Origin of the sequence: Ferrovibrio terrae, from assembly GCF_943372915.1 — a bacterium.
Taxonomy (GTDB): domain Bacteria; phylum Pseudomonadota; class Alphaproteobacteria; order Ferrovibrionales; family Ferrovibrionaceae; genus Ferrovibrio; species Ferrovibrio terrae_A.
This window is the reverse complement of the sequence record NZ_CALSAN010000013.1, coordinates 54,860-78,550: the sequence shown is the minus strand read 5'-3', so window position 1 is coordinate 78,550 and position 23,691 is coordinate 54,860. Positions and strand designations below refer to the sequence as shown.

The window sequence follows — 23,691 nt, the reverse complement described above, 5'->3', positions numbered from 1 at the left end:
AGGGTTATCCCGTGTACTGGGCTTCGCTGGGCGACTTTTTCGCCATGGGTGGTCACGCCGCCTATATCTGGCCGGCCTTTGCCGTGGCGCTGGCGGTGCTGGCGGGTTTGGCGCTGTACAGCCGTGCCAGTCTGAAGGCAGCCGAGCGCGCCTATGCCCAGGCGCGGCAGGATGCTGGGCGCACCGGAGATCAGGCGTGACACGGAAACAAAAGCGCCTGATGGCCGTGCTCGGCCTGGTCGGTGGGCTTGGTGTCGCCACCGCCCTGGTGCTCAGCGCCTTCAATGAAAATCTTGTCTTCTTCCACTCGCCGTCCGATGTGGTGGAAAAGCAGCTGCCGGCGGACAAGCGCTTTCGCATCGGCGGTCTGGTCGAGCAGGGCAGCGTGAAGAAGGACGGTCTCAACACCGATTTCACCGTCACCGATCTGCGCAACAGTGTCACCGTGCGCTACACCGGCATCCTGCCCGACCTGTTCCGTGAAGGGCAGGGCGTGGTGGCGAATGGCAGGCTGGATGCGCAGGGGCGCTTCATCGCCTCCGAGGTGCTGGCCAAGCATGACGAGCAGTATATGCCGCCAGAAGTGGCCGAGGCGCTGAAGAAGTCCGGCCAGTGGAATGACGGTCAGGGCCACAAGCCGGGCCAGATGCCGGAGCGCAAGCCCGGCTCATGATCCCTGAACTTGGTCATATCGCGCTGATCCTGGCGCTGTGCTTCGCTCTTGTTCAGGGCGTGCTGCCGCTTGCCGGCGCGGCACGCGGCATTCCGGGCTGGATCGCGCTGGCGCCGCAGGCCGCTATGGGCCAGGTGCTGCTGGTCGCTTTCGCCTTTGGCTGCATGACCTATGCCTATGTGACTTCGGATTTCTCGGTGCTGAACGTGGCCGAGAATTCGCACACCCTGAAGCCGATGCTCTACAAGGTCAGCGGCGTCTGGGGCAACCACGAAGGCTCGCTGCTGCTGTGGATTCTGATCCTCACCATCTTCGGCGCCGCCGTGGCCCTGTTCGGCCGCAATCTGCCGGCGACGCTGAAAGCCCGCGTGCTGGCGATTCAGGGTCTGATCGGCGTTGGCTTCCTAAGTTTCATCCTGTTCACCTCCAATCCCTTCGCACGCCTGCTGCCGGCGCCGCTCGAGGGCCGCGGTCTCAACCCGCTGCTGCAGGATCCAGGCCTCGCGTTTCATCCGCCATTTCTCTATCTCGGCTATGTCGGCTTCTCGGTGGCATTTTCCTTTGCCGTCGCCGCATTGATCGAAGGCCGCGTCGATCCGGCCTGGGCGCGCTGGGTGCGGCCCTGGACGCTGGCGGCCTGGTGCTTCCTCACCATCGGCATCGCCATGGGTTCCTGGTGGGCCTATTACGAACTGGGCTGGGGCGGCTGGTGGTTCTGGGATCCGGTCGAGAATGCTTCCTTCATGCCCTGGCTCGCCGGCACGGCGCTGCTGCATTCCGCCGTGGTGGTGGAGAAACGCGACACGCTGAAAAGCTGGACTGTGCTGCTCGCTATTCTCACCTTCTCGCTCAGCCTGCTGGGTACCTTCCTGGTGCGTTCCGGCGTGATCAATTCCGTGCATGCCTTCGCCACCGATCCGACGCGCGGCGTGTTCATCCTGCTCTTCCTTGCCGTGGTGGTCGGCGGCAGCCTGGCGCTCTATGCCTTCCGTGCCCCGGCGCTGCAGGGTGTCGGTGTCTTCGCACCCTTGAGCCGGGAAGGCGCCCTGATCCTCAACAACCTGCTGCTCGCGGTCGCCTGCGCCGCCGTGTTGCTCGGCACGCTCTATCCGCTGGCACTGGATGCCATCAACGGCACCAAGGTGTCGGTCGGGCCACAGTATTTCAATGCCGTCTTCGTGCCGCTGATGGCGCCGCTGATAGCTGCGGTCGCCATCGGCCCGCTGCTGGCCTGGAAACGCGGCGATCTGGCCGCTGCCCTGCGCCGCCTGCTGCCGGCCGCGGTTGCGGTCATCCTGGCGCTTGCCATCGGCCTGTGGCTGCATAACGAGCGTGGCTTCATGGCGCTGCTCGGCCTTGGGCTTGCCGCCTGGCTTGGCCTCGGCGCGCTCTGCGAACTGGCATTGCGCATCAAGCTGTTTGCGGCACCGCTTGCTGATTCGCTGCAGCGTGCCCGTTTCCTGCCGCGTGCCGCCTGGGGCATGACAGTGGCGCATCTGGGCGTCGCCCTGCTGGTGCTCGGCATCACCGTGTCGGAAACCTGGCAGGTGGAAGTGCAGCAGGTGATGAAGCCGGGCGAGATCGTGCAGGTCGGCCCGGTGCAGTATCGCTTCCACGGCGTGATGCCGATCAAGGGTCCGAATTATACCGCCCTGCAGGGCCGCTTCGAGGTGATCGAAGGCGGCGCTGTGGTGCGCGAAATGCGGCCGGCGCAGCGCCGCTACCAGCAGCCGCCGATGGAAACCACCGAGGCCGCGATCCGCCCGTCGGCCTGGGCCGATCTCTATGCCGTGGTGGGCGAGGGCGATGCCGAACGCGGCTGGGCCGTGCGGCTCTATTGGAAACCGCTGGTCTCCTGGATCTGGCTCGGCGCGCTGGTGATGGCCTTTGGCGGTTTCCTGTCGCTCAGCGACCGCCGCCTGCGCGTCGGTGCCCCGGCTGCGCGCCGCACTGCAGCCGCAGCGGCGGCAGAGTAAAACGCCCATGCGCCTGACCTATATTCTTCCGCTTGTCCTGTTTGTGCTGATCGGCCTCGGCCTTGCCGTCGGCCTGACGCTCAATCCCCGCGAGATTCCATCGGCCCTGATCGGCAAGCCGGTGCCGGAATTCGCCCTGCCGCCCGTGCAGGGCCGTGCGCAGGGCCTGTCGACTGCCGATCTCAAGACCGGCCAGGCCAGCGTGGTGAATGTCTTTGCCTCCTGGTGCGTGCCCTGCCGGGTCGAGCATCCGCTGCTGATGGCGCTGAAACGCGACAATCTCGCGCCGATCCATGGCCTGAATTACAAGGACGATCCGGCCGATGTGGCGAAATGGCTGGATCAGCTGGGCGATCCTTTCAGCCGCACCGGCGCCGACCGCAATGGCCGCGTCGGCATCGACTGGGGTGTTTATGGCGTGCCGGAGACCTTCGTGGTCGATGGTGCCGGGCAAATCGTCTGCAAGCATGTCGGCCCGCTGATGGAATGGGATCTGGACAACAAGATCCGCCCGCTGCTGCGTGATCTGGCCGCCGGCCGTGCGAGCAAGGTGAAATGCTGAGGCCGCTGCTCGTCCTGCTGCTGCTGGCGATGCCGGTTGCCGCCCAGCAGCTGGAGGATCGTCTTGCTGATCCGGCGCAGGAGCTGCGGGCGCGCGAGCTGTCGCGCGAACTGCGTTGCCTGGTCTGCCAGAACCAGTCGATCGAGGATTCCAACGCACCACTGGCACGCGATCTGCGCCGCATCGTGCGCGAACGCGTGGCGCTGGGTGAGAGCGATCAGAAGGTGCTGAACTATCTGGTCGACCGCTATGGCGAATGGGTTCTGCTCAAGCCGCGTTTCAACCTGCAGACCCTGCTGCTCTGGCTCGGCCCGCCGCTGTTGCTGCTGATCGGCGGCGGTATTCTGTTTGCACTGTATCGCCGGCAACGCTCGGCCGTTGTCCCGGCCGCAGTGGCGCTGGATGCCGAGGAGCAGCGCCGGCTGGCAGCCCTGCTGGATGATCGGGAGCCGCGCCCATGATCTGGCTCGGTTTCGCTCTGCTGGCCCTGCTGGCACTCGCGTTCCTGCTCTGGCCGCTGCTGCGCACGCAGCGGCAGGCGGCGGGTCGCAAGGCGCATGATGTCACCGTGTACAAGGCGCAGCTCGGCGAGATCGCGGAAGAACTGGCACGTGGCAGTCTGACCGAGGCCGAGGCCAACGCGGCGCGACTGGAAATCCAGCGCCGGCTGCTGCGCGCCGATGCCGCCGCCGATGGTGCGGCCCCGCAGCTGTCGCGCACGACGACTCTGGCTGGCAGCCTGGCTGTGCTGCTGCTGGTGCCGGTGCTGGGCGGCGGTCTTTATCTGATGCTCGGCCGGCCCGAGGCGGCGCAGATCGATCTCGCGCAGGCACAGCAGCGTGCGGCCGAGGATGCCAAGCTGCGCGCCGATACCGAGCGGCTGATCACTCAGCTGCGCGACCGCCTGTCTGCCGATCCGAACCGTGCCGATGGCTGGCTGCTGCTTGGGCGGTCGCTGCTGGCGCTGGATCGGCCGGCAGAAGCCGTGACGGCTTTTGATCGGATGGTCGCCCTCCAGCCCGATGATGTGGAAGGTTACGCCTTCCGCGCCGAGGCGCTGACGCTGGCGGCCGATGGCGCCGTGACGCCGCCGGCACAGCGCGACTTCCGCGCCGTGCTGGAGCGCGAGCCGCAGCATCCCGGCGCGCGCTATTATCTCGGCCTTGCCCGCCTGCAGGAAGGCGATACCCGCGGCGCCTATGACGACTGGTATGGGCTGGCGGCAGAGTCGCCGGCCGATGCGCCCTGGCTCGATCTGGTGCAGAGCCGCCTGCGTGAACTGGCGCCCCGGCTGGGTATCGCGCTGGCGCAGGCCGTGCCGGCGCCGAAGCCGGCAGCAGAAGTGGCCGCCGGCCCCAACCGCGAGCAGGTCGAGGCTGCCCAGCAGATGTCGGCCGAGGATCGCACCGCCATGGTGCGCGGCATGGTCGAGCGCCTGGCCGAGCGGCTGAAGGACAATCCGAATGATGCCGATGGCTGGCTGCGGCTGGCGCGCGCCCGCGAGGTGCTGGGCGAGGCCGATGCCGCCCGGGCCGCCCTGCGTCAGGCCGTGGTCGTGGCGCCCGCGCGGGTCGATGCCCGGCTGGCGCTGGCGTTCAATCTGGCCGGCCCGGCGGTGACCAGCCGCGATGCCCTGCCGGTCGAGGCGGTGGCGGAATTCGCCAAAATCCTGGAGCAGGCGCCGCATCATCCGCAGGCGCTCTGGTTCGTCGGCCGTGGCGCCTTTGAGGCCGGTGACAAGGCTGCGGCCGGGGTCGCCTGGAACCGCCTGCTGGCTCAATTGCCGCCCGACTCGCCCGAGGCAAAAGAGCTGTCCGAACGCCTCGCCAGCCTGTCACGTTAAACAGCCCCTCCGCCTGGCGTTAACCCCTGTTTAAGGGAGTCCTGCGCGTAATCGGGCCGTGTTGAGGGGGGCCATTCCGGCCCGGAATTGGGTCGTTGGGGTTGGGTGATTATGGCCGTCGGACCGAGCAGCAATCTTCTTTCCGCGCTGTCGCAGTTGCAGGGCACCCGCCCGGCCGCACCGGCCAGCCGCGCCCCGCAGCCGGCGCCCGGCACCAGCACGTCGTCCACCTCCGAGGTCAAGCAGAACAGCTTTGCCGCCCAGCTCGGCAGCATCGGCAGCTCCATCCAGGTCGCCGACCAGCAGCGTGCGCCGGCCGAAGCCCTGCCGCAGACCCAGTCGCGGCCGATCCCCAGCCGGGGCGGCCTGCTCGGCCAGCACGTCAATATTCTCGTTTAAAAACACGCCTGACCCATGGCAACCGGTCTGATTGACGGGGCCTGCCGCGCCGATTAGCTTGACCCCAACGTTGCATACAAACGATCTGGGGAAACGTCATGCTGAAGCGCCATCCGCGTCTCGCGGTTTTGTCTGTTCTTGCCCTGCTCTGGCCCGGTCTCGCGCTGGCCCAGCCCAAGGACAAGGTGACGATCTCGGCCCTGCCGTTCATTTCCACCGCGCCGATTTTCATTGCCAAGGAGCGCGGCTATTTCGATGCCGAGGGCATCGATCTCGACATCAAGATCTTCAATGCCGCCCAGGCGGTCGCTGTCGCTGTCGCCTCCAACGACGCCGATTTTGGCATCACCGCCTTCACCGGTGGCTTTTTCAATCTGGCCGGCAAGGGCGCGCTGAAAGTGATTGCCGCCCAGAGCCGCGAGGAGCCGGGCTACAATTTCGTTGCCTATGTCGCGTCCAAGAAGGCCTATGACGCCGGTTTCCGCTCGCCGAAGGATTTCGCGGGCAAGAGCGTGGCGATCACCACGGTGGGCTCCAGCTTCCACTACAATCTCGGCATGCTGGCCGACAAATACGGTTTCAAGCTCGACAGCGTCGAGATGAAGCCGGTGCAGTCGATCCCAAACATGATGGCATCGCTGGCCGGCGGCCAGGTCGATGCCACCATCCTGCCGGCCAACAATGCGATCAAGCTACAGGAGGATGGCGCCGGCCGCATCATCGGCTGGGTGCATGAGCATACGCCCTGGCAGCTGGGCGCGCTGTTTGCCTCGTCCAAGATCGTCAAGGAGAAGCGTCCGCTGGTCGAGCGCTTCGTGCGCGCCTATCAGAAGGGTCTGGCCGACTATGCCGGTGCCTTCCTGGCCAAGGATAGTCAGGGCAACCGCATGATCGGCGAGAAGGCGCTCGCGCTGATGCCGGTGCTGGAAAAGTGGGTGCAGCCCAAGCCGAGCATCGACACCGTGAAGATTGCCGCCAACTACATGGACCCGCAGGGTCGTCTGCTGGTGAAAAATATCTACGACCAGGTCGCCTGGGGTCAGGCGCAGGGGCTGGTCGATAAATCGGTCAAGGCGGCAGACTTTATCGATCTGAGCTTCGTCAAGGGCCACCTCGACCTGCCGAAGTAAGCGTCGCCGCTAAGAGTAATCGTCCATGCAGGTGCTGCTTGAGGATGTCGGCTATGCCTATGGCGACCTGGTGGTCCTCGATGGCGTCAGCTTTGTGGTCGGCGAGGGCGAGACGGCGGCACTGATCGGCCCGTCCGGCTGCGGCAAATCCACGTTGCTGAATCTGGTCGGCGGCCTGCTGGCGCAGCAGACCGGTCGCATCGCCACCATCGGTGCCGCACCGGCCGGCTGTCTCAATCCGCTCACCTTCGTGTTTCAGGATTTCGCCCTGCTGCCCTGGCGCAGCGTGGCCGGCAATGTGGCCCTGGCGCTGGAGCATCACGGGCTGGGCCGGGCTGCACAGGATGCCCGCATCGCCGAGGTGCTGGCACTCTGCGGCCTGGGCGATTTTGCCGATGCCCTGCCCAAGCAGCTTTCAGGCGGCATGCGCCAGCGGGTTGGTATCGCACGCGCCATCGCGGTGAAGCCCGCCGTGCTGCTGATGGACGAGCCGCTGTCGGCGCTGGATGCCCAGACTCGCGAGCTCTTGATGGAAGACCTGATCGCGATCTGGGCGCGTGAGCGCACCACCACGCTGTATGTGACGCATAACCTGACCGAGGCGGTGCGGCTGGCCGACAAGGTGGTGGTGCTGTCGCGCCGGCCCGGCCGGATCAAGCGCATTGTCGATATCCCGGTGCCGGTGACGGAACGGCACAAGCCTGAACATGCCGGCCTGTTGAAGGCTCTCCACGACGACCTCTGGGGCCTGATCAAGACCGAGGCGCAGGTGGCGGATCGCGAGATGCAGCATGTCTGACGCGATCAAGCAGACCAATATCAGCTTCCGTGGCGCCGGCTTCGTGCCGGGCACCACGCGCTGGGCGCCGTGGCTCGCCTTCGCGCTGATCATCGCCAGCTGGGAAGCAGCCTGTCGGCTCGGCTGGCTGCCACCATTGTTCATGCCCGCACCCAGCGAAGTGGTGAGTGTGCTGCATGACCTGCTGGTCGACGGCAAGCTGGTCACCCATATCACCGCATCGCTGAAGCGCATTCTCTCAGGCTGGATTCTCGGCAGCATTGCCGGCGTCGCCATCGGCTTTGCCATGGGTATCTTCGTGCTGGCGCGTTCGGTTGGCTTGCCGGTTGTCTCGGCGCTGTTCCCGATTCCGAAAATCGCCCTGCTGCCGCTGTTCATCCTGTGGTTCGGCATCGGCGAACCCTCCAAGATTGCCACCATCGGTCTCGGCGTTTTCTTCCCCACCGTGATCAGTGCCTATTCGGCGGTCGACAACGTGCCGCGCAACCTGATCCGCATGGCACAGAGCTTCGGGCTTTCCACCCGCATGATCGTGTTCAAGGTGATTCTGCCCGGTGCCATGCCCGGTATCCTCGCCGGTTTCCGCATTTCCTCCTCGATCGCGCTGATCCTGGTGGTGGCAGCCGAGATGATCGGCACCCAGGTCGGCATCGGCGCCTTCGTTCTGGCGGCGGGCAACCTGATGCAGATCGACCAGCTGATCGCCGGCGTGGTGCTGCTATCCGTGCTGGGCCTCACGGTCAGTGCAGTGCTCAGCTTCACCGAGAAGATCGTGCTGCGCTGGCGCTAGAGGCACTGTGATGAGCGATTACCCCATTCCGGCCACCCGCATCGTGCAGCATGGCGCTGCCGCCGCGCCCCGCGTGATCGAGGCCGATATCGTCGTGGTCGGCGCTGGAATCAGCGGCATCTCTGCGGCGCTGGAGGCCGCCGGGCTCGGCCATCGCGTCGTGCTGGTCGATGCCGGCCAGCAGCTGGGCGGCCAGTCCACCGGTACACTGCTCGGCACCTTCTGCGGCTTCTATTCCAATGGGCCCGACCCCTATCGCGTCGTTTACGGCATGGTCGATGCGATGTTCGCGCATCTCAAGCGCGAAGGCGCCTTCCATCTGCGCCGCGGCCGCAACAGCTTTATCCCGCTTTATCAGGAACAGGTTCTGGTGCGCTGGATCGAGCAGGCGGTGCATGCCGCCGGCATCGAGGCTCTGCTGGGCGCCACGCTGCTGGATGTGCGCCGCGACGGCGGGCGGATCGCCAGCCTCAGCCTCGCCACCCGTTTCGGGCCGATAGAGCTGCGCGGCCAGGGTTTTGTCGATGCGTCCGGCGATGCCGCGCTCAGCTATCTTGCCGGCTTCGACTGCCGCGAGCCGGTCAGCCCGATCATGGGCACGCTGATGTTCACCATCGAAGGCTTCGACGAGGCTGCCGCATTGCAGCTCGACCGCTGGGCCGTGCAGAAGCGTCTGGGTGAGGTGGGTGGCCAGTATGGCCTGGTGCGACGTGATGGCTTTGTCTTTGCCTTCCCGGGCAAGGGTCAGGCCACCGTCAACATGACCCATGTGGAAACCCCGCTCGATGCCGGTGGCTATGCCCGGGCACAGGCCGAGGGCAGGGCACAGGCCGACCGTGTGGTCAGCTTCCTGCGCGGCGAGTATCCGGCGGCCTTTGCCAATGCCCGGGTGCGGCAATACGGCTTTCTTGGCATCCGCCAGACGCGCTGGATCGTCGGCGGCCACAGCCTGCACATCGATGAGGTGCGACAAGGCCTGAAACCTGCTGACGCCATCCTGCGCTGTTCATGGCCGGTCGAACTGCATGACAGGCCTGAGGATGTGCATTGGGAGGAATTCGGCGACGATCATCTGCATTACGTACCGCTGCGTGCCATGGTGCCGCGCGGGGCCGAGAACCTGGTGGCCGCCGGCCGCTGCATCGACGGCGATCCTGCTGCGCTCAGCTCGGTGCGCGTGATGGGGCCATGCGTGGCAATGGGCGCCGCCGCGGCACAGGCGCTGGATATCGCCGGTGCCGGCTCGGTGCAACAGATCGACATGGCCGCGCTGCAGGCGCGGCTGAAGGACAATCTCGAACGGCGCGACCGCGATTGACCTCGCCTTAGCGGTCAGCGCGCTTCCAGATTGTCGACCAGTTCGCGCAGCAGGTTGATGAATTCACCGCGCTTGGCGACCGGGATCGGATCCAGCAGGCGATCCTGCGCCCGTGCCACGCCCGGCTGCGCTGCCCGCAACTGCCGTTCGCCTTCCGGCGTCACCGCCAGCGCATTGGTGCGGCGATCGCTTTCGGTACGCTGGCGCACCAGCAGGCCGCGCTTGATCAGTCGTGCCACCATCTCAGCCACCGTCGAGCGGTCGATGCCGGTCTGGCGCACCAGATCCACCTGGCTGATGCCGCTTTTCTGGTAGATCGCCAGCAGAAGCGCGAATTGCCGCGGCGTCAGTCCGTTGCTGCCGACTTCCGCCGTATAGAGATCGACGGCGAGCTGCTGGCAACGTCGCAGCAGGTGCCCGGGTGCATCCTGTAAGTTGAATACGCCGAGCGTATCGCCGGCGCCGTTCTGGGCGGTCTTGTCCCCCGACATGAACCCTCCCCTTTCTTATGTTTTTTGTTTAACCCTGCCTGTCCCTGACTGGGCGGGTATTTATCCCGCTTCTCAGTCCACTGATAAAACGCCATTTGCATGGGATTCGTCCAGAGGAAGCTGCAATATTTTACGACCTGTGAATGAAACGCGTATGCTGATCATTCTTGAGACTGCAAATATCGGCTGGTCATGCAAAATCCGAGAGATTTCCGCTTTTCCCGGCGCGTCCCCGAAGGCGACAGCCTTGAACGTCATGTCTGCACCGATTGCGGCTGGATTCACTACACCAATCCGAAAATCGTTGTGGGCGCTGTGGTTACCGATGGCGAGCAGATCCTGCTCTGCCGTCGCGCCATCGCACCGCGGGAAGGATTCTGGACGATACCGGCCGGTTACATGGAGGAGCGCGAAACCTCCGAGGCCGGTGCCATGCGCGAGGCGATGGAAGAGGCCTGCGCCGATATCCGTATCGACGCGCTGCTGGCGGTCTACAACATTCCGCGCATCAGCCAGGTACAGCTGATCTATCGCGCCACGCTGGCAAAGCCAGGCGTGAGCGCCGGTCCTGAATCGCTGGAAGTCCGGATGTTCCGCTGGGAGGAGATTCCGTGGAACGATCTGGCCTTCCCATCGGTGCATTGGGCGTTGCAGCACCATCGCAGCGTGATCGGCCGCGAGGCTTTTCCAGCCTTCAGCAATCCGCCGGGAGAATTGGGAAACTACTGATTCATCCGACTTATGAACGACAGGTCTAGACACAGAGGCTGCAAGGTCTAGCGATTCCATCGTTCCATCATCGAACTGCCGCCAAGCAGTCACGTCGCATTCATCAGACGGCAAACTGCCGAGCTTACTGCTGCCCCCACATCAAGGGGACAGTGCATGGCCGGTGTGGATATCGAGCAGATCAGAAAATCTTTCGGCAGCACCGATGTGCTGAAGGGGGTTTCGCTCGCCATTGCGGATCGCGAATTCATGACCCTGGTCGGCCCGTCGGGCTGCGGAAAATCCACGCTGCTGCGCATCATCGCCGGTCTGGAACGCCAGGATAGCGGTGATGTCCGCATAGGCGGAAAAAGCGCGGGCCAACGTCGCTCCGCCGACCGTGATCTTGCGATGGTTTTCCAGTCCTATGCGCTCTATCCGCATCTCACTGCAGCGGCCAATATTGCCCTGCCGCTCACCATGCGGCGATTGAATGCCTGGCAGCGCCTGCCGCTGCTGGGTCGCCTGCTGCCCGGCACTGCTGCGGTCCGTCACGGCATTGCCGCAGATGTCAGTCGCGTTGCCGATGTATTACGCATCGGTCATCTGTTGCAGCGCAAGCCGGCCCAGCTGTCAGGCGGCCAGCGCCAGCGCATCGCGCTGGGCCGCGCCATGGTGCGCAACCCGGCCGCTTTCCTGATGGACGAGCCACTCAGCAACCTCGATGCCAAATTGCGCGAGCATATGCGGACGGAGTTGGCGCAATTGCATGAACAGCTCGAGACAACCTTTATCTATGTGACACATGATCAGGCTGAGGCCATGACCATGTCCGATCGTATTGCGGTGATGATGGAGGGCGAGATCCTCCAGGTCGCTGCACCGGATGTGATTTACACCGATCCGGTGGACCTTCGGGTGGCGGAGTTCATCGGCAGCCCGAAGATCAATGTCGTGCCTGCCACGGTCGATATCGATGGCAGGTTGCGCGTGGGAGCCGCGCGTTTTGATCTCACTGTGACGCTGCCGCCCGGTAACGTGGTCAGACTCGCCTTCCGGCCGGAGGCGGCGGAGCTCGACACATCAACCGCGGCCACCATGGCCGGCCGCATCACCTTTCGCGAGAATCTCGGATCCGACCTGTTGGTTCATGTGCAGCTTGATGCCGCGCCAGACCCGGTGATCATCCGCCTGCCCCCGCGCCAGCGCGGATTACGCGAAAATGACCGTATTGGCTTGCTGGTGCCGCAAGAGCAGATTCTGCTGTTCGACCAGGAGGGGCGTCGCCTGCCTGCCCTGCCACGGATCGCGATGCGGGAGCCAGCCTATGGCTGACGCAGCCTTGACCTACAGACCGGTACACCCGGTTTTTGCCACACGCGGCTCCACGATGCCGTACCTGCTGGCCGGGCCTGCTTTCCTGCTCATGCTCGCGTTGCTGATCGGGCCGGTGCTGGTGGTTCTGCTGCTGTCCTTCACCGACTATCAGCTCGGTGCTCCCGCATTTGGTTTTATTGGTATCGATAATTACCGCGAACTGGCCGGCGAGCGCGTTTTCTGGAAGTCCCTTGGCAATACGCTGGCCTATGTCGGCGTTGTCGTGCCCGGTGCGGTGGCCCTCGGTCTCGGTGCAGCCCTGCTGATCGAAAGTGGCCGCAGCTGGAGAGCCTTCTATCGCGCCATCTATTTTGTGCCGGTGATGGCCACCCTGATCGCGATGGCCATCGCCTGGGAATTCATGCTGCATCCGCAGTTCGGCCTCATCAATTTGACGATGAAGGCTATCGGCCTGACGCCGCAGAACTGGCTGAACGAGCCGAATCTCGCGCTCTGGGTGCTGGCCACCATCGGCATATGGCAGGGTTTTGGTTTCAACATGGTTCTGTTCATGGCCGGCCTGGTTTCGATTCCTCGCCATCTGTACGAAGCCGCCGAAATGGATGGCGCCCGCACGGCCTGGGATCGTTTCTGCCTGATCACCTGGCCGATGCTGGGGCCGGTGACGATGTTTGTGGTGGTGATCTCCGCAATCCGATCCTTCCAGGTATTTGATACGGTGCACGCTCTTACCAAGGGTGGGCCGGTCAAGGCGACAGAAGTGCTGCTCTACACCATGTATGCAGAGGGCTTTGAATTCCTGCGTTCCGGCTATGCCGCAGCAGTCACCGTGGTGTTTCTGGTCTTCGTGCTGATCCTCACGGCAATCAAGGCGCGTGTACTTGACCGTCGGGTGCATTACGGATGAGTGCCGCCTTTATGCTGCGCGCGGGTCTGCGCCATGTCGTATTGCTGGCCGGGGCCGCCCTGGTGCTTCTGCCTTTCGCCTGGATGGTGGCAACCTCACTGAAGCCCGATGCCGAGATTTTCATCAGTGAAGTCCGCTGGTGGCCGCATACGATGGCGGCTTTCGAGAATTACAGTCTCGCTTTTACCAAGGCACCACTGGCCCGCTTTCTGCTGAACGGGGTTTTCGTCACTGTAACGATCTTCGCACTGCAGCTGCTCGTTGCCCTGCCGGCCGCCTATGCTTTGGCCAAGCTGCGCTTTCGAGGACGGCAGACGCTGTTCACACTGGTCCTGCTTTGTCTGCTGATTCCTCCGCATGCCATTGCAGTGCCGCTGTTCCTGCTGTTCCACCATATCGGTATCCTCGACAGCTATGCCGCGCTGATCGCTCCCTGGATCATTTCTGTCTTTGGCATCTTCCTGATGCGCCAGTTCTTCATGACCATCCCTGATGACCTGATTGATGCCGCTCGCATGGATGGCATATCCGAATTCGGCATCGTCTGGTGCGTCATGTTGCCGGCGGCGATGCCGGCAGTCACGGCCTTCGGCATCTTCTCGGTGATTGCGCACTGGAACGATTATTTCTGGCCGCTGATAGCGCTCAACAGCGAACAGTTCTACACGCCTCCGCTCGGCGTCATCAGTTTCCGCAACCAGGAAGCCGGCACTTCCTATGGCCCGCTCATGGCGGCGGCCGTCGTCATCATCGCTCCGCTGGTGGCGGGTTTCCTGCTGGCGCAGCGCCGTTTCATCGAGGGCATAACCTTTACCGGCCTCAAATAGGCCACAACAGGAGAGGAGTGAGTCATGCGCAAATTACTCATCGCCGCAGCAGCGGTGCTGATGGCGAGTTCGGCGGCCCAGGCTGCCACCGAGATCGTGGTTCAATATCCCTATGGCGAGCTGTTCAACGACACACACAAGCAGATCGCTGCGGAATTCGCCAAGACGCATCCGGATATAAAGGTGACCTTCCGGGCGCCATATGACTCCTATGAGGAGGCGACGCAGAAGATTCTGCGCGAGGCGATTACCAAGCAGATGCCCGATGTAACCTTCCAGGGTTTGAACCGTATCCGTATTCTGGTCGATCGCGGCATTGCCGTGCCGCTCGACGATTTCATCAAGGCCGAGAAGAATTTCGAAGCCGAAGGCTTCCACCAGGCGATGTATGATATCGGCATGCAGAAGGGCAGGGTCTATGCTCTGCCATTCGCCATCTCGCTGCCGATCGTCTATTACAACCTTGACCTCGTCAAACAAGCTGGCGGCGATCCGAACAACCTGCCCACCACCTGGGACGGTGTCTTTGCACTGGCGAAGAAGATCAAGGCGCTGGGTGGTGACATCAATGGGGCGACCATAGCCTGGGACATTACCGGCAATTGGTTGTGGCAGGCTCCGGTGTTCAGTCAGGGCGGCAGCATGCTGAATGCCGATGAGACCAAGGTGGCTTTCGATGGTCCAGAGGGTCAGTTTGCGATGAACATCTATGCGCGTTTCGTCAAGGAGGCGCAGATGCCGAATCTGAGTCAGCCTGAAATGCGAGCCACCTTCGCGGCGGGCAAGACCGGAATCCATTTTACCTCGACATCGGATTTGGCCAAGACGACTGAGATGATCGCCGGGAAGTTTGCGCTAAAAACGCATAAATTCCCCGATGTGAAGCCCGGGGTGGGCCGTTTGCCGGCTGGCGGCAATCTCGGCGTTATCACCGCCACCGATCCGGCCAAACGCAAGGCCGCTTGGGAGGTGATGAAGTTCTGGCATGGCGCTGAAGGTGCCGCAATCATGGCCAGGAACACTGGCTACATGCCGCCGAACAAGAAAGCGAACGAGGTCTATCTGAAGGATTTCTATGAGAAGAATCCGAACAACTATACAGCGGTCAGCCAACTCGGCCTGCTGACCAAGTGGTATGCCTTCCCAGGCGAGAATGGTCTGAAGATTACCGACGTGATCAAGGATCACATGCAGTCGGTGGTGAACGGCCAGCGTGCCGGCGAGCCGCAGGCTGTGCTTAAGGACATGACACGGGATGTGCAGAAGTTGCTGCCCAAGAGCCCGTCATAACGTGGACTTTGAGGGGTGGTCCCAGGCGGCCACCCCGTTTCCTTTCCTGTGAGGCCCTGTCATGACCAAGCTGATCCATATCACCGACCCGCATCTCGTCGAGCCCGGCCGTCTGCTCTACGGCCTCGATCCGCAGGCCCGTCTGTCGGCCGCAGTGGATGATATCAATCGCAACCATCCTGATGCCGCGGCCGTCGTCATCACCGGAGATCTCGCCCATTGGGGCGAAGGCGTGGCTTACGAAATGCTGCGCCAGGTTCTCGATGATTTGATCCCGCCCTATATTCCGCTGCTCGGCAACCATGACGATCGCGCCGTTTTTCGCACGGTTTTTCCGGAAGCGCCGGTCGATGCCGCCGGTTTTATCCAAGGCCGGCTCGATCTTGAAGATGCTCGCTTGCTGTTTCTCGATACCAATCAGCCCGGCACCCATGCCGGCTGGTATTGCGAGCAGCGACAGGCATGGCTTCGGGATCAATTGGAGGTTGCTGGCGACCGTCCGCTCTATCTGTTTATGCACCATCCACCCTTCGAAATCGGCCTGGCGCCGATGGATCGCATTGGCCTGATGCAGCGCGACGCCGTCAGTGCTCTGGTGCGACCGCACCGACAGAAGGTCAGGCATGTTTTCTTCGGGCATGTGCATCGGCCGATCGTCGGCAGCTGGATGGGCGTGCCTTTCTCGACCATCCGCGCCACCAATCATCAGGTCTGGCTCGATTTCCGCACGGATGATCTCGCCGCCGTGCCGGGCAGCCATGAACCGCCGGCCTATGCCGTAGTGCTGCTGCGTGGCGAAGACGTCGTGATCCACTTCCACGATTATCTGGACGACAGCCGGAAATTCCCGCTGGGAGGACAGACGCAGGACGAGCGGGAATACGCCTACACTTTCGAACCGGCGGAGTAAGTCGTCGGCTGGCCGGCTAGGTCTGATCCAGGCCGGCCAGCGCGCGAGCAAAGCCCTGTGCGGAGAAGGGCTGCAGGTCGGCCGCCTGTTCGCCGACGCCGATATAATGCACCGGCAGTCCAAATTTGTCGGCAATCGCCACCAGCACGCCGCCGCGCGCCGTGCCGTCCAGCTTGGTGACGACCAATCCGGTGACGGCGCAGATTTCCTTGAAGGTGGCAACCTGGTTGATCGCGTTCTGGCCCGTCGTGGCATCCAGCACCAGCAGTACATGATGCGGGGCATCCGGCACCTGCTTTTTCAGCACGCGCACGATCTTGGCCAGCTCACCCATCAGGTCGGCCTTGTTCTGCAGGCGACCGGCGGTATCGATCATCAGCACATCGACATTCTTTGCATGCGCCTGGGTCAGGGCATCGAAGGCTAGGCCGGCCGCATCGGCACCGGTTTCGCGCGCCAGCACCTGCGCATGCGCCCGTTCACCCCAGACCTTCAGCTGCTCGACGGCGGCGGCGCGGAAAGTGTCGCCAGCGGCCAGCATCACCGTCTTGCCATCATCATGCAGCTTGCTGGCGATCTTGCCGATCGTGGTGGTCTTGCCCACGCCGTTGACACCGACGATCAGGATCACCTGCGGTTTCGCGCCGCTCAGGTCCATCGGTTTTTCCACCGGCTGCAGCAAAGGCGTCACGGCCTCTGCCAGCGCGCTGCGGATTTCATCGGGTGTGATGTCCTTGTCGAACCGGTCCTTGGCGATTGCCGCGACGATCTTGGCTGCCGTGGCAATGCCCAGATCGGCCTTGATCAGGGTTTCTTCCAGCTCGTCCAGCGCCTCGCGGTCCAGCTTGCGCTTGGTGAACAGCGCACCGATCTGCTCTCCCAGCTGCCCGGCCGAGCGTGACAGGCCGGCCTTCAGCCGGCCGAACCAACCGGTCTTCTTTTCGTTGTTTTCGCTCATGCCGCATCCAGCCAGAGTTTGCCGTCGCGCACGGCCGCTATCCTTGCTGCGATAATGCTGCCCTTCACAAGATGGCCGGGCAGCATGACCGGCGCATAGGTCTCGTCGCGGCCCACACCTTCCTGTTCGACCAGGATGCTGGCCTCTGCGCCGATACGGCTGGTGAGGAAACGGCCGAGCGCGGCATCGGCGGCGGCACGCAGCAGGGCGGCGCGCGCGCGGCGCAGCTCGACCGGCAATTGCGGCATGCGCGCGGCCGGCGTGCCAGGGCGTGGCGAGTAGGGGAAGACATGCACGAAGGCAAGACCGGCCTCGGCGATCAGGTTGCGGCTCTGCTCAAACGCCGCATCGCTTTCGGTCGGAAAGCCGGCGATCAGGTCGGCGCCCAGCGCAATGCCCGGCCGCAGCTGCTGCAGCCGGTGTGCCATCTCCAGGGCCTGGGCGCGGCTGTGGCGCCGCTTCATGCGTTTCAGGATCAGGTCGTCGCCGGCCTGCAGGCTGAGATGCGCATGCGGCATCACCCGTGGTTCCTCGGCATAGAGGCGCAGCAGGTCGGCATCGATCTCGGCGGGATCAAGAGAAGAGAAGCGCAGGCGTTCGATCTGCGGCACCAGGTCGAGCAGGCGGCGCACGGCGCTGCCCAGTGTCGGCTGGCCCGGCAGGTCATGGCCGTAGGAGGTGATATCGACACCGGTGAGCACGAATTCACGATAGCCCTGCCCGGCCAGGGCGCGAGCCTGGTCCACAACTGCCCCCAGCGCCAGCGAGCGGCTCGGGCCGCGGCCATAGGGGATGATGCAGAAGGTGCAGCGATGGTCGCAGCCCTGCTGGATTTCCAGATAGGCACGCGGCCGGCCAGGAAAATGGCTGACGGCAGGCAGCGCTGGCGGCGCATCCTGCAGGATATCGCCCACGGTCACGCGCGGTGCATCCCGGTCGAGATCGCGCCACAGCGTTTCGCCCAGCTTCTCGCGGTTGCCGATCACATGATCGACCTCGGCCATGGCGGCAAAGCCCTGCGGATTGACCTGGGCGGCGCAGCCGGTCACCACGATGCGGGCATCAGGGCGTTCGCGGCGCAGGCGGCGGATCGCCTGGCGCGCCTGCTTCTCAGCCTCGGCGGTCACGGCGCAGGTATTCACCACCACCACGTCGTCGCGGCCGTGCTTGGCCAGGGCGTCGCGGATCGCCTCGCCCTCATAGGCATTGAGGCGGCAGCCGAAATTCAGAACGCCCGACTCTGTCCCGGCCATTGCTCAGGCAGCGTCGTGCAGGGCGGCCCAGAAACTCGGCGGGATTTCGCCGTGGAAGGCCTCGGTGGCCGGGCCGGTCATGTAGATATGATTGTCGGCGCCCCATTCGATGGTCAGCACGCCGCCGTCCAGCACGATCTGCGCCTTGCGTTCGCTCAAGTCGCGACGGGCGGCAGCCACCAGGGTGGCGCAGGCGCCGGTGCCGCAGGCGCGCGTGATGCCGGCGCCGCGCTCCCACACCCGCATGCGGATCTGCGTGCGGTCGATGATCTCGGCGAATTCGACATTGATGCGCTGCGGGAACAGCGGATCGTGTTCGATCTGCGGGCCGATCTCGCCCAGCGGCACGGCTTCGGCATGGGGCACGAAAAACACCACATGCGGATTGCCGACATTCACCGCACCGGGCTTGTCATAGCCGCCATGGCTGTAGGCCATGCTCATGGTGTTCATCTCGCGGGCCAGCGGAATCGACCGCCAGTCGAAATGCGGTTCGCCCATATCCACCGTGATCAGCCCGCTGGCGCCGGTCTTGGCGTTCAGCCAGCCGCCCAGCGTATCGATGCTGACCGTGTCCTTGCCGTTTTCCCGCATCAGCAGGGTGGCGACGCAGCGCGCGGCATTGCCGCAGGATTCCACTTCGCCGCCATCGGCATTGTGGATGCGCATGAAGGCATCCGCCTTGTCCGAGTGCTCGATGGTGATCATCTGGTCGAAACCGACGCCGCGCTTGCGGTCGCCCAGCAGTTTCACCGCCGCCAGGTCGAGCGGCAGGCTGTGGGCGCGCGCGTCCAGCACGACGAAATCGTTGCCGAGTCCGTGCATTTTGACAAACGGGAGGGGGCTGGACGGGTGCATGCGGGGTTTATAGGGCGGGGGGACCGGAGAGTCCAGATAAGGCCGGCGCCGGCCAAAGGCTAGGGGGCGGCTTTGCTGCCCGGTTTGGCTTTGTCGACCGCCGCCTTCAGCGAGGCGCGCAGCTGCGCTTCCAGCGGCCCGCCAGAGCCCTTGATGCGGTGGGACACCACCACATACAGGGTGTCGACATGGATGCTGACGATTTCCTGCTGCAGCTCGTCCAGGTCGGTCAGCTCCTTCAGGAAGTCGTGCAGCGATTTGGCGAACTCGGTCAGCAGGGGATAGCCGAACACGCCGCCCATACCCTTGATCTGGAAGGCCTCCTCGCGGATATGCTCCAGCACCTCGCGGCGCGCGGAAGGCTCCGACGCGGCCCGGCCCAGCGCCTCACGCAGGCCTTTCAGGCTTTCCACGGTTTCGTCCAGAAACTGTGCCGAGGAATTCTCGACCAGCTGCTCCATCTTCTTGAGCGTTTCGGGGTCGAGCTTGATATCCATGCCGGTCTTGTAATTGACCGCCTTGCGCTTCAGCTCGCCACGATTGGGGATGATTTGGGCTTTACTGCGCATGCTGCGGCCCGAAGCCTATTCGGGCTTCTGCTGGCGCCGGTCCACGCCTTCGAACGGCAACTGCTGGCGCCGCCGATCCGGGCCGAAATAGCCTTTGACACTGACAAAATCGCGCGGCCGTGCCACCACCGACACCAGGCGGCGATACATGCCGTCCGCCGTGAAAGGCTTGGCGAGGAATTCGGTCACGCCCTTGTCGCGCGATTCCATCACATATTCGAATTCGGAATTCGCCGTCAGCATGATGACCGGCATCATGCGATCCGGCGAGCCGCCATCGGTGCGCAGCCAGTCGAGCAGCTCAAGGCCGGAGCGCGGCTTGAGATTCCATTCGGTGATCAGCACGTCAAAGCCGCCGGCACGCAGGTTGGCGATCGCCTTTTCGCTGTCACGCGCCGTCGTGCACTGGGTGCAGCCCAGCATCATCAGAATATCTTTGATCAGCTGACACATCAGCCGGTTGCTATCCACGATGAGAAAGCGGACGTGGCTGAAATCGATTTTTTCCGACATCCCGTTCCGACCGCCCCTCTGTTTACACCCTGCTTTTTACCCACAGGCTTGCCAGCGCACCTGACATCCTCAAATCGGACTTAATATCCCCAGGCCACGCCGCGCTAGAATCTTAGAAATACATTTGCGATCATATATATACTGGCTATCCGGTGAAGCCAACCAATCCGTAATACTCCTGAGCGGATTGAGTCGATTATCATGCAACCGGAAAGCCATTGCCACCCGGTCCGATGCCCAAATCTCTGCCACCTGCCGGCCTGCTTTTGCTGCTTACCATCCTGTTCTCGAACGGGATTTTGGCAGCGACCATGTATCTGCCGTCACTGCCCACCATCGGCGACCAGCTGATGGCCCCGGCCGATGCGCTGCCGCTTACCCTGACGGTCTATTTCATCACTTTTGCCGGCGGGCAGCTGATCTACGGCCCGCTGAGCGACCGGTATGGCCGCCGTCCGCTGCTGCTGGGCGGGCTGGTTATCATGGTGGCCGGTTCGGCGGCCTGCGCCCTGGCCGACAGTCTGCCGGCCCTGCTCTGGGCCCGGGCGGCCCAGGGCCTGGGCGCGGCCAGCGCCATGGCCACCGGGCGGGCCATCATCAACGACGCCTACGAGCGGGCCCAGGCGGCGCGGGCGGCCTCCATTGTCAGCGCCGCGCTGGCCATCGCGCCGATCGTGTCGCCGATGCTGGGTGGCCTGATCGAGCATTTCCTCGACTGGCGCGCCAATTTCTGGATCGCCGGCGGCATCACGCTGGCCGTGTTGGCGATCCTGACACTGCGCCTGCCGGAAACCCACAAGCCCGATCCCGCTGCCGGGCCGCTGTTGCCCAGTATCCTGCGCGCCTATGGATTCCTGCTCGGCAATCGCAGCTTCCTCACCTTCGGCCTGCTCAACATGGCGATCTTCGCCGGCCTGCATGGCTTCAGCGCCGGCGCGCCGGCGGTATTGATCGGCACCATGGCCCTCGATCCGGTCAGCTTCGGTGTGCTCACCGCCATGGGCAGTGCGGGCTTTTTCGTCGGCGCGATGGCCTCGTCCTGGTTTGGCGCCAGGCTCGGCCTGCGCCGGATCATCGATGCCGGGGTGCTCTGCACCCTGGGCGGTGCCATGGGACTGGCGCTGTATGTGGAAATCTTCGAGCCCAGCGTCACCGCCATCATCGCCTTGCGCATGCTCTGGGCGGTTGGCATGGGACTGGCCCTGCCCAATTCGATGGTCTCGGCCATCGGCGTCAACCCGGCCACCATTGGCGCCGGGGCGGCGCTGGCCGGTTTTCTGCAGACCATGGGCGGCGTGATGGGCTCGGCGATGAATGCGCTGTTCCCGGCCGGCGATCCGCTGTCGCTCGGGCTCGCCTTCGGCAGCACGGCGCTGCTCGGTGCCGTGATCTGGTGGATGAACCGCGACGCGGTCGCGCCGCCGGAGAAGGCCGGCTAGCGCGTCAGCTCTCCGGCTTCAGCACCGCCATCAGCTCGCGCCATTCGCGCGCGCTCATGCCGGAATTGGCCTGCTCGACCGCTTCGCCCGCCAGCATGCGCCGCACCGCCTTGATGGCGGAAGCCGACAGCGCTGCGCCGCCGATGCGGTATTCCATGAAGGCGTCGTAGCAGGCCGGCACCCAGCGTTTCACCGTATCCAGCATGGCTTCGGCATAGACGCGGATTTCATACTGCGCATGACTGTCGGCGCGCAGGGACAGGAAATGCAGCAGGTTCAGCAGGTCGGTCTTCCAGTACCACTGGGTATAGAAGTTCACCGTCAGGTTCATGCGGGCCAGTTCGCGCGCCAGGCCCTCGCGGCCTTCGTCGCGCTTGCTGCCGTCGGGACGCTCGTTCAGCATCTCCTCGTAGGAGGCATAGCTCTGGCTGGCATCGCGCTTCAGCAGCTCCAGCACGCGGGCGGCTTCCGGCCCGGTCAGGATATCGCCGCGGCCCTGGCGGTTTGAACTCGACTGTGCCGCCAGCTGGTCGGGCGCGGGGATGTAGAACTCGTTGTCCAGGATCGAATAGCGTGCCGAATATTCGTTCACATTGGCGGTGCGATGGCGGATCCACTGGCGCGCCACGAAGATCGGCAGCTTGACGTGATACTTGATCTCGCACATCTCGAACGGCGTGGTGTGCCGGTGCCGCATCAGGTAGTTGATCAGGCCGCGATCCTCGCTGACCTTCTTGGTGCCGCGGCCGTAGGAAACGCGGGCCGCCTGCACCACGGCAGAGTCGTCGCCCATGTAATCGACGACGCGCACGAAGCCATGATCGAGCACGTTCAGCGGCTCGTACAGGATCTCCTCCAGCGCCGGCACGGTGGCGCGGCGGGTGGTCTGGCTCTGGGTGCGCAGGGCGGCGATTTCGGCGGCCTGCTCCGGCGTCATGGTCATGCGGCAATCTCCGGCAATTTCCGGCGACTCGGGCCACCGGGCGAAAGGCAGGTGGTTATAGACCGGCGAGCCGATTCCACTAAAGGCCCGGGGTCTCCAAAAGCCCTGGCTGCCGCTCCGAAGTAACTGCGCCGCACCCCTTCAAAAGCCGGCCCGGACCCCCTAAGTTAGGGGCGTCGGGAAACCGACTATGGTGATAAACGCTATGGAGAATAGGCGTTACGGACCCGGGGGCAGTACCCGGCGCCTCCACCATGAGCCCAGGCCGTGCAGGACGGCGGATGACGGGAAAACGGCCGGAAACGGCCCCGTATCCAGGCTCTGGGTTGATGATGGGGGCGAATCAGGCTCGACGTGCGCAGTAAAAACATAGTTTTTGCCCGGCATGATACCGCCGTTATCGGGTCACTCTCTAAGTGCCAACGACAATAGCGTTGCACTCGCTGCCTAATAGGTAAGCGCGGCACGGGGGGCGCCGGGCAACAGAAGCCCCCCACTTTCATCCTCAACCAGAGCGTCCTGGCCGGGAGAAGTCCGGCCGGTTAATGCCTGTGCCGGGTTAATACCTGTGGAAGACCGGTGCTTTGGGCCGGCTTGTAATTGAACCCCCGTCGGTGGGCGGGTAAAATGGGGCCATCGCGTCCCCGAGAAGATCAGTCATGGCCGGCAAGCTGCTCGATTACAATCAACTGGTAGAGACCGCCCTGCGGGGTGCGGTGCGCGAGGCGCTGAAGCGTGTCGCCGAATTCGGCCTGCCCGGCAACCATCATTTCTACATCACCTTCCGCACCGACCAGCCCGGCGTCGAACTGCCGGACTATCTGCATGAGCGCTACCCGGAAGAGATGACCATCGTGCTGCAGCACCAGTATTGGGGGCTGGAGGCGCATGAAGACTGGTTCCAGGTCACGCTCAGCTTCAACAAGGTGCCCGAACGCCTGGTGATCGCCTATGCGGCGATCAGTGCCTTTGCCGATCCCAGCGTGCAGTTCGGCCTGCAGTTCCGTGTCGCGCCGAATGCGGAAAACCGCCCGGCCATGGCCACCCCGGCGCCGATCGGCAATGCCGAACCGGGCCAGACGGAAGAGACCCCGGCCGATGATTCCGGCGCCGAGCGCAAGACCGGCGACGTGGTCGCGCTGGATGCCTTCCGCAAAAAGAAGACCTGAGACCCGCAAGCTTTCCTTCCGGCTCCCA

Annotated in this window: 26 protein-coding genes and 1 other RNA gene; 20 read left to right on the top strand and 7 right to left on the bottom strand. The window is 63.9% G+C overall.

Going from position 1 to position 23,691, the window contains the following annotated elements:
• The first annotated feature begins 11 nt into the window (after positions 1-11).
• From ccmD to AAG821_RS11140, 11 genes are all read left to right on the top strand, one after another.
• The gene (gene ccmD, locus AAG821_RS11190; RefSeq protein WP_341913570.1) at positions 12-200 is read left to right on the top strand and encodes a heme exporter protein CcmD; all 189 of its coding nucleotides are present in this window, start codon (positions 12-14) and stop codon (positions 198-200) included.
• Positions 197-673, top strand: coding sequence for a cytochrome c maturation protein CcmE (ccmE, locus tag AAG821_RS11185; protein ID WP_341913572.1), 477 nt, complete (start codon positions 197-199; stop codon positions 671-673). Before ccmD ends, ccmE begins: the two co-directional genes overlap by 4 nt.
• Entirely contained in the window at positions 670-2,649 is a 1,980-nt protein-coding gene (locus AAG821_RS11180; RefSeq protein ID WP_341913574.1) for a heme lyase CcmF/NrfE family subunit, read from the top strand. Before ccmE ends, AAG821_RS11180 begins: the two co-directional genes overlap by 4 nt.
• A gap of 7 nt (positions 2,650-2,656) precedes the next feature.
• Complete coding sequence (locus AAG821_RS11175; RefSeq protein ID WP_341913575.1) at positions 2,657-3,211, top strand: DsbE family thiol:disulfide interchange protein; 555 nt, start codon at positions 2,657-2,659, stop codon at positions 3,209-3,211.
• Positions 3,205-3,672 carry a cytochrome c-type biogenesis protein gene (locus AAG821_RS11170; RefSeq protein ID WP_341913577.1) on the top strand — a complete coding sequence of 156 codons (468 nt, stop codon included), beginning with the start codon at positions 3,205-3,207 and terminating at the stop codon, positions 3,670-3,672. The genes AAG821_RS11175 and AAG821_RS11170 overlap by 7 nt, the downstream gene beginning before the upstream one ends.
• The gene (ccmI, locus tag AAG821_RS11165; RefSeq protein ID WP_341913578.1) at positions 3,669-5,054 is read left to right on the top strand and encodes a c-type cytochrome biogenesis protein CcmI; all 1,386 of its coding nucleotides are present in this window, start codon (positions 3,669-3,671) and stop codon (positions 5,052-5,054) included. Before AAG821_RS11170 ends, ccmI begins: the two co-directional genes overlap by 4 nt.
• 111 nt (positions 5,055-5,165) lie before the next feature.
• Complete coding sequence (locus tag AAG821_RS11160; protein WP_341913579.1) at positions 5,166-5,453, top strand: hypothetical protein; 288 nt, start codon at positions 5,166-5,168, stop codon at positions 5,451-5,453.
• Between the two features lie 98 nt (positions 5,454-5,551).
• Positions 5,552-6,583 (top strand): ABC transporter substrate-binding protein, encoded by a 1,032-nt coding sequence (locus AAG821_RS11155; RefSeq protein WP_341913580.1) that lies wholly within the window; start codon positions 5,552-5,554, stop codon positions 6,581-6,583.
• Between the two features lie 25 nt (positions 6,584-6,608).
• Positions 6,609-7,382 (top strand): ABC transporter ATP-binding protein, encoded by a 774-nt coding sequence (locus tag AAG821_RS11150; protein ID WP_341913581.1) that lies wholly within the window; start codon positions 6,609-6,611, stop codon positions 7,380-7,382.
• Positions 7,375-8,172, top strand: a complete 798-nt coding sequence (locus tag AAG821_RS11145) for an ABC transporter permease (protein ID WP_341913582.1) — start codon at positions 7,375-7,377, stop codon at positions 8,170-8,172. The genes AAG821_RS11150 and AAG821_RS11145 overlap by 8 nt, the downstream gene beginning before the upstream one ends.
• A gap of 10 nt (positions 8,173-8,182) precedes the next feature.
• Positions 8,183-9,490: an FAD-dependent oxidoreductase gene (locus AAG821_RS11140; protein WP_341913583.1), complete on the top strand. Its 1,308-nt coding sequence runs from the start codon at positions 8,183-8,185 to the stop codon at positions 9,488-9,490.
• A gap of 14 nt (positions 9,491-9,504) precedes the next feature.
• On the opposite strand, the gene AAG821_RS11135 is transcribed toward AAG821_RS11140, so the two are convergent.
• Positions 9,505-9,981, bottom strand: a complete 477-nt coding sequence (locus AAG821_RS11135) for a MarR family transcriptional regulator (RefSeq protein ID WP_341913584.1) — start codon at positions 9,979-9,981, stop codon at positions 9,505-9,507.
• A gap of 192 nt (positions 9,982-10,173) precedes the next feature.
• On the opposite strand from AAG821_RS11135, the gene AAG821_RS11130 reads away from it, so the two are divergent.
• The 6 genes from AAG821_RS11130 (at position 10,174) to AAG821_RS11105 (ending at position 15,961) form a co-directional block, all read left to right on the top strand.
• Positions 10,174-10,710 (top strand): NUDIX hydrolase, encoded by a 537-nt coding sequence (locus AAG821_RS11130; protein WP_341913585.1) that lies wholly within the window; start codon positions 10,174-10,176, stop codon positions 10,708-10,710.
• Between the two features lie 156 nt (positions 10,711-10,866).
• The gene (locus AAG821_RS11125) at positions 10,867-12,024 is read left to right on the top strand and encodes an ABC transporter ATP-binding protein (protein WP_341913586.1); all 1,158 of its coding nucleotides are present in this window, start codon (positions 10,867-10,869) and stop codon (positions 12,022-12,024) included.
• The gene (locus AAG821_RS11120; protein ID WP_341913587.1) at positions 12,017-12,934 is read left to right on the top strand and encodes a sugar ABC transporter permease; all 918 of its coding nucleotides are present in this window, start codon (positions 12,017-12,019) and stop codon (positions 12,932-12,934) included. The genes AAG821_RS11125 and AAG821_RS11120 overlap by 8 nt, the downstream gene beginning before the upstream one ends.
• Complete coding sequence (locus AAG821_RS11115) at positions 12,931-13,761, top strand: carbohydrate ABC transporter permease (RefSeq protein WP_341913588.1); 831 nt, start codon at positions 12,931-12,933, stop codon at positions 13,759-13,761. The genes AAG821_RS11120 and AAG821_RS11115 overlap by 4 nt, the downstream gene beginning before the upstream one ends.
• Before the next feature lie 24 nt (positions 13,762-13,785).
• Positions 13,786-15,051: an ABC transporter substrate-binding protein gene (locus AAG821_RS11110; RefSeq protein WP_341913589.1), complete on the top strand. Its 1,266-nt coding sequence runs from the start codon at positions 13,786-13,788 to the stop codon at positions 15,049-15,051.
• A gap of 61 nt (positions 15,052-15,112) precedes the next feature.
• Positions 15,113-15,961: a phosphodiesterase gene (locus AAG821_RS11105; RefSeq protein WP_341913590.1), complete on the top strand. Its 849-nt coding sequence runs from the start codon at positions 15,113-15,115 to the stop codon at positions 15,959-15,961.
• 16 nt (positions 15,962-15,977) lie between these two features.
• On the opposite strand, the gene ftsY is transcribed toward AAG821_RS11105, so the two are convergent.
• The 5 genes from ftsY to AAG821_RS11080 form a co-directional block, all read right to left on the bottom strand.
• The gene (ftsY, locus tag AAG821_RS11100) at positions 15,978-16,919 is read right to left on the bottom strand and encodes a signal recognition particle-docking protein FtsY (RefSeq protein WP_341916276.1); all 942 of its coding nucleotides are present in this window, start codon (positions 16,917-16,919) and stop codon (positions 15,978-15,980) included.
• Positions 16,916-18,172, bottom strand: coding sequence for a tRNA (N(6)-L-threonylcarbamoyladenosine(37)-C(2))-methylthiotransferase MtaB (gene mtaB / locus AAG821_RS11095; RefSeq protein ID WP_341914406.1), 1,257 nt, complete (start codon positions 18,170-18,172; stop codon positions 16,916-16,918). Before mtaB ends, ftsY begins: the two co-directional genes overlap by 4 nt.
• A gap of 3 nt (positions 18,173-18,175) precedes the next feature.
• Entirely contained in the window at positions 18,176-18,997 is an 822-nt protein-coding gene (gene dapF / locus AAG821_RS11090) for a diaminopimelate epimerase (RefSeq protein ID WP_341914404.1), read from the bottom strand.
• A 92-nt stretch (positions 18,998-19,089) separates the two neighbouring features.
• A complete protein-coding gene (locus tag AAG821_RS11085; protein ID WP_341914402.1) occupies positions 19,090-19,599 on the bottom strand; it encodes an Hpt domain-containing protein in 510 nt (169 codons plus the stop codon).
• A 15-nt stretch (positions 19,600-19,614) separates the two neighbouring features.
• Positions 19,615-20,112 carry a response regulator gene (locus tag AAG821_RS11080; RefSeq protein WP_341898105.1) on the bottom strand — a complete coding sequence of 166 codons (498 nt, stop codon included), beginning with the start codon at positions 20,110-20,112 and terminating at the stop codon, positions 19,615-19,617.
• A gap of 233 nt (positions 20,113-20,345) precedes the next feature.
• On the opposite strand from AAG821_RS11080, the gene AAG821_RS11075 reads away from it, so the two are divergent.
• Positions 20,346-21,551 carry a multidrug effflux MFS transporter gene (locus AAG821_RS11075; RefSeq protein WP_341914400.1) on the top strand — a complete coding sequence of 402 codons (1,206 nt, stop codon included), beginning with the start codon at positions 20,346-20,348 and terminating at the stop codon, positions 21,549-21,551.
• 4 nt (positions 21,552-21,555) lie between these two features.
• On the opposite strand, the gene thyX is transcribed toward AAG821_RS11075, so the two are convergent.
• Positions 21,556-22,494 carry an FAD-dependent thymidylate synthase gene (gene thyX, locus AAG821_RS11070; protein WP_341914397.1) on the bottom strand — a complete coding sequence of 313 codons (939 nt, stop codon included), beginning with the start codon at positions 22,492-22,494 and terminating at the stop codon, positions 21,556-21,558.
• 136 nt (positions 22,495-22,630) lie between these two features.
• Between thyX and ssrA the strand changes: the two genes are divergently transcribed.
• Together ssrA and AAG821_RS11060 are read left to right on the top strand one after the other, a co-directional pair.
• Positions 22,631-22,992: a transfer-messenger RNA gene (gene ssrA, locus AAG821_RS11065) on the top strand.
• Between the two features lie 161 nt (positions 22,993-23,153).
• Positions 23,154-23,663 carry a ClpXP protease specificity-enhancing factor SspB gene (locus tag AAG821_RS11060; protein ID WP_341914396.1) on the top strand — a complete coding sequence of 170 codons (510 nt, stop codon included), beginning with the start codon at positions 23,154-23,156 and terminating at the stop codon, positions 23,661-23,663.
• The last annotated feature ends 28 nt before the right edge of the window (positions 23,664-23,691 follow it).